Annotated in this window: 9 protein-coding genes; 3 read left to right on the top strand and 6 right to left on the bottom strand. The window is 73.7% G+C overall.

All coding sequences use genetic code 11. From position 1 onward, the window contains the following. Nucleotides 1–64: 64 nt before the first annotated feature. The 5 genes from L3K22_RS16195 to L3K22_RS16175 form a co-directional block, all read right to left on the bottom strand. On the bottom strand, nucleotides 65–1090 hold the full coding sequence (locus tag L3K22_RS16195) for a hypothetical protein (RefSeq protein ID WP_263312306.1): 1026 nt from the start codon (nucleotides 1088–1090) through the stop codon (nucleotides 65–67). Between the two features lie 270 nt (nucleotides 1091–1360). Then, nucleotides 1361–3562, bottom strand: coding sequence for a 3-hydroxyacyl-CoA dehydrogenase NAD-binding domain-containing protein (locus tag L3K22_RS16190; RefSeq protein WP_263312305.1), 2202 nt, complete (start codon nucleotides 3560–3562; stop codon nucleotides 1361–1363). A 120-nt stretch (nucleotides 3563–3682) separates the two neighbouring features. Then, nucleotides 3683–4063, bottom strand: coding sequence for a hypothetical protein (locus L3K22_RS16185; protein ID WP_263312304.1), 381 nt, complete (start codon nucleotides 4061–4063; stop codon nucleotides 3683–3685). Between the two features lie 13 nt (nucleotides 4064–4076). Further along, on the bottom strand, nucleotides 4077–5078 hold the full coding sequence (locus L3K22_RS16180; protein ID WP_263312303.1) for a hypothetical protein: 1002 nt from the start codon (nucleotides 5076–5078) through the stop codon (nucleotides 4077–4079). A 72-nt stretch (nucleotides 5079–5150) separates the two neighbouring features. Then, on the bottom strand, nucleotides 5151–5300 hold the full coding sequence (locus L3K22_RS16175) for a hypothetical protein (protein WP_156488549.1): 150 nt from the start codon (nucleotides 5298–5300) through the stop codon (nucleotides 5151–5153). 256 nt (nucleotides 5301–5556) lie between these two features. Between L3K22_RS16175 and L3K22_RS16170 the strand changes: the two genes are divergently transcribed. Beyond that, on the top strand, nucleotides 5557–6522 hold the full coding sequence (locus tag L3K22_RS16170) for an aldo/keto reductase (RefSeq protein ID WP_263312302.1): 966 nt from the start codon (nucleotides 5557–5559) through the stop codon (nucleotides 6520–6522). A gap of 28 nt (nucleotides 6523–6550) precedes the next feature. Here the strand turns inward: L3K22_RS16170 and L3K22_RS16165 are convergent, their stop codons facing one another. Beyond that, nucleotides 6551–7579: a hypothetical protein gene (locus tag L3K22_RS16165; RefSeq protein WP_263312301.1), complete on the bottom strand. Its 1029-nt coding sequence runs from the start codon at nucleotides 7577–7579 to the stop codon at nucleotides 6551–6553. Between the two features lie 312 nt (nucleotides 7580–7891). Between L3K22_RS16165 and L3K22_RS16160 the strand changes: the two genes are divergently transcribed. Both L3K22_RS16160 and L3K22_RS16155 read left to right on the top strand, forming a co-directional pair. After that, a complete protein-coding gene (locus L3K22_RS16160) occupies nucleotides 7892–8623 on the top strand; it encodes a GNAT family N-acetyltransferase (protein ID WP_263312300.1) in 732 nt (243 codons plus the stop codon). A gap of 312 nt (nucleotides 8624–8935) precedes the next feature. Beyond that, nucleotides 8936–10051, top strand: a complete 1116-nt coding sequence (locus L3K22_RS16155) for a PLP-dependent cysteine synthase family protein (RefSeq protein WP_263312299.1) — start codon at nucleotides 8936–8938, stop codon at nucleotides 10049–10051. The last annotated feature ends 224 nt before the right edge of the window (nucleotides 10052–10275 follow it).

Here is a 10275-nt window from a genome sequence, read left to right as displayed (position 1 = left end):
GACGGCCCGCCTGCCGCCCGGAGAGCTCCGGGGGCGGGCGGGCCGTCGTGGTCGCGGGCGGGCCTCAGGAGGCCTTGACCCAGACGGGGTCGGCGCTGAAGTTCATCAGCGTCGAGACGGTGAAGCTGCCTGTCTTCGCCTGGTCCTCGGGGATGATGATCCCGTACTGCCACTCGCCGGTGTCGCCATCATGGAGCGTTCCGGTGTCGAGCCAGCTCTGCGGTGTCAGAGTGCCCTCGTCGCTGAAGGTGTCGCCGCTCTCGCCCACGTAGTCGGCCGTGAGGGCGAAGTAGCCCGGCTCCGCAGAGCCGTCACCGTGGTACGTCATCGACACGGGGACGAGGATGTAGGTCTCGCCCTCGCCGGGCTGCTCGTTGGCCGAACTGGCTTCCATGACCGCATCGGTCGCATCCCAATCCACCTCTCCGATGACGACCTCGAGCGTGCCGCCGCTGCCATCGTCGAGCGTGAACTTCTCGCCGATCGCGTAGGGGGCGTCCTTGGTGCCCTTGCCGTCGGCGGCGGCCTCGGTCGCCTCCTCCGAGGTGGCCTCCTCGGTCGTCGCCTCCTCCGAGGTGGCCTCCTCGGTCGTGGCGTCCTCCTCGGTCGGCTCCTCGCCGTCCTCGGTGGTGGCCTGCTCCGAGGTGGTCCGGTCGTCCGTGGGCTCCCCGCCGTCGCGGGTGAACAGGAAGATGCCGCCGCCGACGAGGAGCACGATCAGGGCGAGCACCGCACAGCCCGCGCAGATGAGCAGCGGCGTCTTCGAGGACTTCTTCGGCGGTTCGGCGTGCTGGGCGTGAGGCTGCTGGCCGTCGGCCCCGAAGGCAGGCGCGGAGGCCGGCGCCTGGGCCCAGCCCTGCGGGTCCTGACCGTAGCCGGAGTTCGGCGAGGGCTGCCCGTAAGCACCGCTCGGCGAGCCCTGGCCGTACGCCTGCTGGTCGAAGCCCTGCTGCCCGTACCCCTCCTCGCCGTAGCCCTGCTGCTGGCCATAGGGCTGTGGTCCCTGCCCGTAGCCGGCGTTCGCGGACTGCTGCCCGTACTGGTCATCGGACGGGGGCTGACTCCACGGGTTCTGCGGTGGCTGCGACATGGTCCGTTCCGGCGCCGGCTGCGGCGCCGACCCCTCTCTGCTGGCGGGACAAGCTCTGCACGAACCTGCGCGGGTCCGTCCGCGTCATCGTAGAGCGCGTCCAGGCTCCGTTCAGCATCCGTCATGTCGCAGTCGGGTCACGATGCCGGGCGGAACCGTCGTGCGCTCCCGTCGACGGTCACCCCGCGTCGTCCTCACCTGCCGTCCCCCGCGACGGGACGGAGCGACCGCGCACGTCGGCGTGCGTCGGCCGCCCCGTCGGGACCGGGCTCAGCGCCCCGCGGTGAACCGCTCCCCGTGGAAGGCGCTGCCGGTGGTGCGCTCGGAGGCACCGGAGGCGTCGAGATAGGGGGTGATCCCGCCGCGGTGGCGGGGGAAGCCCGCGCCGAGGATCAGCGCGAGGTCCACCTGCTCGGGCTGCTCGACCACGCCCTCCTCGATCATCAGCTGGATCTCCTCGGCCAGGCCGGCCCGCACCTTCTCCAGCAGCGCCTCGCGGACCAGCGGCTCGATGCCGGCGGGGCGCTCGCCCTCGCCGAAGACCTGCGCGACCGTCGGGGAGACCGGCGGGTGCACGGAGCTGCGGCTGCGCTCGGTGAAGTGGACGCCGCCCTGCGCCATCACGCCGAGCCCGGGCGAGGCGTGGAAGCGGTCGCCGAGCTCCTCGCGCAGCACCTGGCCCACATGGTCGGCGACGCCGAGCCCCACCAGGTCCAGCAGCTCGAAGGGGCGCATCGGCATGCCGAGCGCGTCGAGGGAGGCGTCGACCTCCGTCGGGTCTGCGCCGGCGTCGAGGGAGGCGAGCACGCCGCCGAGCACGCGGAAGAGCAGGCGGTTGACGATGAAGCCGGGTGCGTCGGCGCTGCGCACCGCGAACTTCCGCAGGCGGCGCACCACCTCGAGACCGGTGGCGAGGGTCTGCTCGTCGGTCTTCTCGGTGTGGATCACCTCGACCAGCGGCATCTTCGCGACGGGGTTGAAGAAGTGCAGGCCGACGACCCGCTCGGGGCGGGCGAGGTCCTCGGCCATCTTCGACACGGAGAGCGAGGAGGTGTTGGTGACCAGCAGCGCGTCCTCGGCGAGGACGCCCTCGAGCTCGGCGAAGACGGACTTCTTGATCGCGAGCACCTCCGGCACCGCCTCGATCACGAGGTCGCAGCCGGCGAGCTCCTGCAGGTCGGTGGTGGCGGAGAGGTTCTCGGCGATCGCGGTCGCGGTCTGCTCGTCGAGATGTCCGCGGGCGGCGGTCTGGGCGATCACGTCGCGGGCGGCGGCCAGGCCCTTCTCGGCGATGGCCTCGTCGAGGTCGCGCATGACGACGGGGACCTTCAGGCCGAGCGCGAGCTGCGCCGCGATTTGGGAGGCCATCAGCCCGGCGCCGGCGACGCCGACGTGCGTGATCTCCCGCGCGCCCTCGACCGGGGTGCGGCCGGGCTTGCCGCGGCGCAGCAGCTCGGCGGAGTAGAGGGACGCGGAGGCGGCATCACTGCGGACGAGCTCGGCGAGCGCGTCGCCCTCGCGGGTCAGGGCGTCCTCGAGGGTGGAGCCGGGCAGCTGCTGCAGCAGGATCAGGGCGCGGCCGACGGCGGGGGCGCCCTGCGCCTCGAGCCGCTGCGCCCAGGCGCGGCGGGTCTCGGCGGGGCTGTGCGGGGCGTCGAGCGCGTCCAGCAGCTCCTCGGCCTCGGGCGAGTCGGCGGCGGGCAGGGCAGGGGCGCGCCCGCCCCAGGCGCCGGCCGCTTCGGCCGGAGCGGTCTCGCCGACGACGGCGGGGTCGACCACGTCGGTGTCGGTCTCGTCGACGTCGACGTGGGCGGCGACCAGGGCGGCGAACTGCTCGAGGGCCTCGTCGAGGTCGGCGGCGATCTCGTCGACGAGCCCGGCCTCCTGGGCCTTCTCGGCGGTGAGCTGGCGGTCGCGGGCGGGGTCCTCGAGGATCATCCGCACGGCGGTCTCGGCGCCGACGACGGACTGCAGCAGCGTGGTGCCGCCCCAGCCGGGGAGGATGCCGAGGCTGGTCTCGGGCAGGCCGATGCCGCGCACGCCGGGGGCGGCGGTGCGCACGTCGGCCATGAGCGCGACCTCGAGGCCGCCGCCGAGGGCGACGCCGTTGAGGTGGGCGAGGATCGGGACGGGGCTGGTGCGCACGCGGACCTGCAGGTCGTGGGCGGCGCGGGTCATCGCGCGGACGTTCTCGGCGGCGGTGGGGTCGGCGAACATCGACAGGTCGGCGCCGGCGAGGAAGGTGCGGCCGGTGCCGGTCAGGGCGATCGCGCGGATCTCCCCGGCCTCGGCGCGGTCGAGCGCGGCGGCGATCGCGCCGGTGACGGCGTCGATGGAGCGGGGGCCGAGGGTCGCGGGGCGGCGCTCCTCGCCCTCCGGCGGGGCGAAGGTCAGAACGGCCACGGTCCCGAGTCCGGGATGCTCGCGATCCTCCGTGACGACTCGGGTGACGTGCTCGGTGTAGCTGCTCATCAGGGGCCTTTCGCGTTCTCGTCGTCGAGTGCCGCACAGTTGTCTGATACTGCGGGTTTCAGGTAGATCATGCCCCAGGTCGGGGCCGGGTGTCCACCGGGGCGGCGCCGCTCGACCGCCTCAGCTCGCGCGCAGCCAGATGCCCTCCTGGACATCCCCCGCGCGCAGGGTGAGCACGAAGTGCCCCTCCCCCTGGATCTCCTCGGGGACCACGAAGGCCTGCTGGGAGAGGATCTCGTCCGTCGGCACGGCGGTCTCCTTCTGCGAGATCTCGTCGTAGAGCGGGGTGACCTGGGCGCCGTTCTTGTACTCGGTGCCGTCGGCGGCCACGTAGGTGACGTCGACCCAGTGACCGCCGTAGGTGGCGAAGGGCTTCTCCCCGCGATGGACCCCCTCGAAGGTGACCATGATGTTCTTCATCCCCTCGGCCGGCTCGTCGTTGAGGGAGTTCGTCTCCCGGATCTCCTCGGTCGCGTCCCAGTCCACGGTGGTGATCCGCACGTCGACGGCGCGCTCAGGTGGTCGCGAAGTAGAGGACCTCTCCGCTGAACGTCTCGACCCCGAGCCGGAAGCTCTCCATCTCCGCCTCGGGCACCACGAAGGCGCTGTGGAATCGGGCACTGGCCCCGTCGGCGAGCGGGGTGATGCGCTTCATCGGGTCGGGGACGAGGCCTTCGCCGACGTCCGGGAAGTAGGTGCGCGAGGACTCACCGGTCAGCCACAGCTCCTCGGCGGGCGCGAGATGCCCGGTCCCGTCGTAGCGCACTTCGTACTCGACCAGGACCAGGCGATAGCCCTCCTGGATGGCGCCCTCGCCGCTCGCGCCGGGCAGGGTCGCGTCGAGGTCGACCGCCAGCGGGGTGACGCTGAGCGTCCCGCCGGTCCAGACGCTCCAGACGACGGTGTGCTCGCCGACGGTCGCGGGCCGGTCGTAGCCGCCGGTGCCGTCGGTGACCTCGCGCCCCTGCGCGTCGCGGACGGTGCCGGGCTCGCGCGGCTGCTCGGTCTGCGCGGGCGGGGCGGAGCGGGTGGCGGGCGCGGAGGGCGGCGCGGCCGACGGGTCCGCCGCCCCGCCGCCGAGCAGGTTCTGCCCGGCGCCGAGCACGAGGGCGACGATCGCGACGGCGGCCGCGCCCTGCACGGCGACCATGGCGAGGATGGCCCAGGCGGGCAGGCGGCCGTCGCGGCGCTCCTCGTCGGGCGTCTCCTCCGAGGCGTCGTAGGTGAAGGACGGCGCGCCGTACGGGCCCTCGTCGGGGGTGTCGAAGGGGCCGTCGGGGATGCCGAGGGGCTCCTCGGAGGCCGCGCCGGTCGCATCGGGCCGGGCCCCCGTCCCGGACCAGGCGGAGACGTCGTCCGCGAGGTCGCGCGACGGGACGGCGCGTGCGCCCCGACGGGGAAGCGCAGGCAGCGCGGCGGGGTCGGCGGGAGTGCGCGCGGACAGATCGGAGGCGTCCGGCGCGTCGGCGCCGTCCTCCCAGTCGTAGTCGGAGGGCGTCCCCCGTCCCGTGCTCATGCCTCGAGCCTAGAGGACGGGCACGACGGAGCGTCGGGGTCGCAGACCCTTGCCGACGACGGCGCCGCGGGCTCAGCCGAGCCAGGCGGTGACCAGCGCGTACGCTCCGATCGAGAGGAGCAGGATGATCCCGAGCAGCACCAGCGCGACAGCCCTCGGGGCCGGGCGACGGGATGCGCGGCGGTCTGGGTCCGGGCTGCTGGGGTCCTGGGCGTTCGGCACGTGCCGTGCTCCTTCCGGGGCTGGTCGGGGCCCGGCGGGGCGGGCACGGCCACGGTAGTCGACCTCCCGGGGACCGGGCTGAGCGAGGAGAACCGCGTCGAGCTCATCTCGCGCCTCGCCCGTCGGACGGGCTCTGTCGCCGGTCAGGGAGACGCGCTAGCGTGGTGGGCGCACCGGCCGGCCACCGCCGCGCCCGCAGCCCGAGAGCCGATGGGCGCGGACGGACCCGCCCCCACCCCGCCACGAGGAGTGCTCCATGACCTCTGCTCCGACCGCATCCCTGACCCGTCTGCCCCGCACCGACCTGGAGGTGCTCCCGCTGAACCTCGGCGGGAACACCTTCGGCTGGACCTCGGACCGCGAGACGTCCTTCGCCGTGCTGGACGCCTTCGTCGCCGCCGGCGGCAGCTTCATCGACACCGCCGACGTCTACGCCGCCTGGGCCGAGGGCAGCGAGGGCGGCGACTCCGAGACGGTGCTCGGCGAATGGTTCGAGGCGCGCGGGAATCGCGAGGAGATCGTGCTGGCCACCAAGGTCGGCGCGAAGCCGTCGCGCACGGGCCTGTCGGCCGCGAACGTCGAGGCGGCGCTGGACGAGTCGCTCGAGCGGCTGCGCACAGACCGCATCGACCTCTACTACGCCCACTACGACGACGAGGCGGTCTCGATCGAGGAGCAGGTGCGGATCGCCGACGGCCTGGTCCGCTCCGGCAGGGTGCGCCACCTGGGCCTGTCGAACTACTCGCCGGAGCGGATGCGGGAGTGGTTCGAGGTCGCGACCCGCGAGGGCCTCACCGTGCCGGTCGCGATCCAGCCGCACTACAACCTGCTGGCCCGCGCCGCGTACGAGAAGGACTACGCCCCGATCGCGCGCGAGTTCGACGCGGCCGTCATGCCCTACTTCTCCCTCGCCTCCGGCCTGCTGACCGGCAAGTACCGCACGAAGGAGGACCTCGAGGGCCGCGCCCGCAAGGGCATGGTCCAGGACCAGCTCACCGAGGACGCCCTGGCCGTGGTGGACGTGCTCACCGAGGTCGCCGCGACGCACGACGCGGAGCCGGCGTCCGTCGCGATCGCCTGGCTGCTGGCCAAGGGCACGACCGCCCCGATCGCCTCGGCGAGCACGCCCGAGCAGCTGCCCGCCCTCCTCGCAGGCACGAGTCTCGAGCTCTCCGCGCAGGACGTCGCCGCCCTGGACGAGGCCTCGGCACCCTTCGCCTGAGCAGCGCCGGCAGCCCGGCGGCGTCAGGTCAGGCGGGCAGCTTCGTGGCGAGCACGACGTAGGTGCCGTAGCCGGGCTGCAGCGTGCCGTACCAGCTGCCGTCGCCGCCGCCGTCGGGGGTGCCGACGATCTCGCACAGCGCGTGCCGGCCGCCGTCGCGCAGCTCGCATCGCGCACCGAGCTCCTCGGGCAGCGGACCCTCGGGGCTGTCGGCCATCATCACCGCGGTGACCATGGCGCCCTCGACCTCCTCCAGAGAGACCTCGCTCGGCACCGCCGCGCCCAGGCCGCCGACGCCCTGCGGGGCCTCGGCGACGGCGAGGCCGTCCGAGACGTCGACCTCGACGAGCAGCGAGGTCGCGCCGAACGCCGCGGGGACGAGGTGGACGACGGCGGTCTGCTCGCCCATGCCTCGGCCGTCGTCGGGCAGGACGCAGTCGGCGCTGTCGCCGGCGAGGGTCGCCACGCCCTCGCAGGTCGCTCCGCTGCTCGCGAAGTACTCCTGGCCGGCGATGTCGGAGGCCTCCATGGACGTGGCCCCGCGGTGCTCGCCGTAGAGGTTCTGCACGACGAGATACCCGCTGCCGAGGGGAAGGCTCTCGGCCGAGTAGGTGCCGGCCCACGAGGCGGGCAGGTCTGCCGCGGACGGGCCCGGGGCGCCCTCGCCCTGGTCGTCGCTGCCCTGGCCCTGGTCCTCGCCGCTCTGGCCATCGTCGGCCCAGCCCTGGTCGTCACCGTTCTTGCTCTGGCCGTCACCGTCGCCGTCGGCCTGGCCCGGGTCGCCCTCGCCCAGGTCGCCCGCGGTCGAAACGATGCCGGAGGCGTTCCCCGCCGCGTCGTCCGCCGCCGCGCCGTCCCGCTCCGGCTCGGCCGGGGCCGGGATCGCGACCGCGGCCGGCTCCGGGGCCTCGGTGTCGGCCGCCTCGGGCGCGGCCGTCCCGCAGCCCGCCAGCAGCGCGCCGGCGGCGAGCAGCGCCGCGAGGGATGCCCCTCCGCGCCGCCGCGTGCCGCGGCGATCCCCTCGTGCCCCGGTGTCCCCCGACACCGCCGCACCCACCCCTGCCGTCCTCGACGTCACCGTCCTCGACATCCCGACCTCCCCTGGGGTTCCCCGTCGCCGCGCGCTCGGCAGCAGCCGTCCGGGTCGCGGTCGCGAGGACCGCTCGGCGATGACTTTACGATCTCTTTACCCCAATGACAACTCGCCTTGTATCACGAAGGGTGAGCATCGTCCTCGTCGGCCGCGCCCCATCACCCCCGTGCCCCGCCGGCCCGCGCCGTTCACGCGGAGTGACAGAGCTGCGCACCCGATGCCCCGTCGGGAGTAGCGTGGCCCGGTCACGCCCGCTCCGCCGCACGAGGTCACCGCATGCCACTGGACGAACAGCCCCATGTCGGGAGCGCCGACGCCCCCTCGGACGCGGAGCATCCGGTGCTCGACAACCCCGCCTGGTCCTCGCTCACCGGCGCCCACCGCGAGCTCGCGATCGGCAACGAGCACGTGCTGCGCTATCCGGAGGACGTCTCCCCCTTCGTGGGAGTGCGCGACTGGGAGCACCCCGACGTGTGGGACGCGATCCTGGACGTGTTCGGGCACGATGCCGTGGTCTCCGTCTCCCACGCCGATCCGCTGCTGCCGGACGGATGGGCGCCGGAGTTCCAGATCCCGGGCGTGCAGCTCGTCCAGACCGACCGTCTCGCCCCGCGCCCCGAGCCGGAGGCGGTCGAGCTCGGAGCGGCCGACGCCGACGAGATGCTCGCCCTGATCGCGCGGACCAGGCCCGGGCCCTTCGAGGCGCGCACGCACGAGATGGGCCGCTACGTGGGGATCCGGAGGGACGGACAGCTGATCGCGATGGCCGGCGAGCGCCTCCACCCTGAGGGCTGGACCGAGATCAGCGCGGTCGCGGTCCATCCCGACCATCGCCGGCAGGGTCTCGCCTCCCGCCTCGTGCTCGACGTCGCCCACCACATCCAGCGCCGCGGTGACATGGCGCTGCTGCACGCCTCCGCCGCGAACACCGGCGCGATCACGGGCTACGAGAAGCTCGGCTTCGAACTGCGGCGCCGCCTCACCTTCGGGGCGCTGCGCACACCCTGAGCGGCAGCGCCCTCCTTCCGCCCGGTCGTCTCGCGCGGGTCCCGGACGGCCCACCAGCCTTGGAAGGGCTCGTGCGGCATGGGCGGTCCCGCCGCCCTTCGACAGGACGCGACCCCCGCCGACACGGTCGAGAAGCTGCGGGAGCAGAGCGGGACGCGGCCCGGCGATACCGGGGCAGTCGCCGGCCACGCCTGACCCCGCCCGCCGGCCCACCCGCCGCCTCGGCCGGCCGTGCCCGGGTCGTAGACCGACACGGGCGAAGATCCACCGCGCCCGTCCTGCCCCCGACACCCGACTCGGTACGGTCTCCCCATGACCACGGATGCACGCTGGCCCGAGCCCCTGCAGGACGTCGATCGCAGCGACGAGGACCTGCGGGCGTGGGTCGCCGAGCGGATCCACCGCCTGGATGCCGACGGGCGCCGCAGCGCCGACACCCACCTGGTGCGCCTGGACCTGCCCGAGGACTGGGACATCCAGCTCTACCTCAAGGACGAGACGACCCACTCCTCCGGCAGCCTCAAGCACCGACTGGCCCGCTCGCTGTTCCTGTTCGCCCTGGTCAACGGACAGCTGCGGCCGGGGATGCCGGTGATCGAGGCGTCCTCCGGCTCGACCGCGGTGAGCGAGGCCCATGTGGCGCGGATGCTCGACATCCCCTTCGTGGCCGTGGTCCCGCGCGGCACGAGCGCGCGGAAGATCGCGCTGATCGAGTTCGCCGGCGGGCAGTGCCACGTCGTGGACGGCGCCGGGGACATGAGTCGGGAGGCGCAGCGCCTGGCCGATGAGCTCGGCGGACTCTTCCTGGACCAGTTCACCCACGCCGAGCGCGCCACCGACTGGCGCGGCAACAACTCCATCGCCGTCAGCGCCCTCGCCCAGCTCGAGCTCGAGCCGCATCCGGTGCCGCGCTGGATCGTGGTCGGCGCCGGGACCGGCGGGACCAGCGCGACCTTCGGGCGACTGCTGCGCTACCGGTCCCTGCCCACCTCGCTCTGCGTCGCGGACGTGGAGAACTCCGCGTTCTTCCCCGGATGGGTGCAGGAGGATCCGCATCTCATCACCGAGAGCGGCTCCCGCATCGAAGGCATCGGCCGCCCGCAGGTCGAGCCGAGCTTCGTGCCCGGGGTCGTGGACCGGATGATCCGCGTGCCGGATGCCGCCTCGGTCGCCGCGGCCCGCCACCTCTCGGAGGTGCTCGGGCGGCGCGTCGGCGCCTCGACCGGCACGAACCTCATCGCCGCGGCGCAGCTGATCACACAGATGCGCGAGAAGGGCGAGAGCGGCTCGGTGCTGACGCTGCTGTGCGATCCAGGCGACCGCTACACCGACACCTACTTCGACGACGACTGGGTCACCTCGCAGGGCTGGGACCTCACGCCCTGGCGCACGGCGCTCGCGGAGATGCTGCCGCTCGGGGTGCGCTGACACCCGGCCCACCCCGCCCGCGGAGGGCCAGGGCGCGCTCAGCTCCAGGTACCCTGCAGCCACCGGCCCCGGCCCCAAGCCCGCAGCCCACAGCCCACAGCCCGCAGAGCATGGTCGACTGCTGGCGCAGGGCGTACCTCTATGCCGATATGGCGGTGTCAAGCGGTCAGTGCACTGTCAGCCAGGACCTGCTGAAACACTTCAGCCGGAGTCCTCCAGCCGAG

This window comes from Brachybacterium atlanticum, assembly GCF_025669985.1.
Classification (GTDB): Bacteria; Actinomycetota; Actinomycetes; order Actinomycetales; family Dermabacteraceae; genus Brachybacterium; species Brachybacterium conglomeratum.
This window is presented reverse-complemented; position numbering and strand designations above follow the sequence as displayed.